The organism is Halomonas sp. SIMBA_159, from assembly GCF_046536035.1.
GTDB classification, from domain to species: Bacteria; Pseudomonadota; Gammaproteobacteria; order Pseudomonadales; family Halomonadaceae; genus Vreelandella; species Vreelandella venusta_A.
Genome location: NZ_JAWJBT010000697.1, coordinates 1 through 267 on the forward strand (window position 1 = coordinate 1; position 267 = coordinate 267).

Genomic DNA, 267 nt, shown 5'->3' on the forward strand with positions numbered 1-267 from the left:
CTTGTCATCTCTTCGCCAAATGCTCTCGTGCCCCAGGACAATTCGGTGAAAACCACTGCAAGCGGCACATAAATGCCGCCTTGTCTCTCCGCCCATTCAAGTGCGATGACATTCTCAAAAAGCTGCGCCATGTTCTTCATCAAGCTCTTTGCTTCGAAGCTTTGCAGCGCAGCATCGAATCCGGCAAACGCCATCAGTTCTTCATGAAGTTCTTGCGCTTTGCCCTTCAGCCATTCCACCCCGGCACTCGCCTGCAGTTGTGACAGG

1 protein-coding gene is annotated in these 267 nt (G+C 52.8%); it reads right to left on the reverse strand.

Annotated elements, in window-relative coordinates:
- Nucleotides 1-267 (reverse strand): hypothetical protein (locus R0J87_RS20990; protein ID WP_498888685.1); only part of this gene is annotated, 267 nt, incomplete at both ends.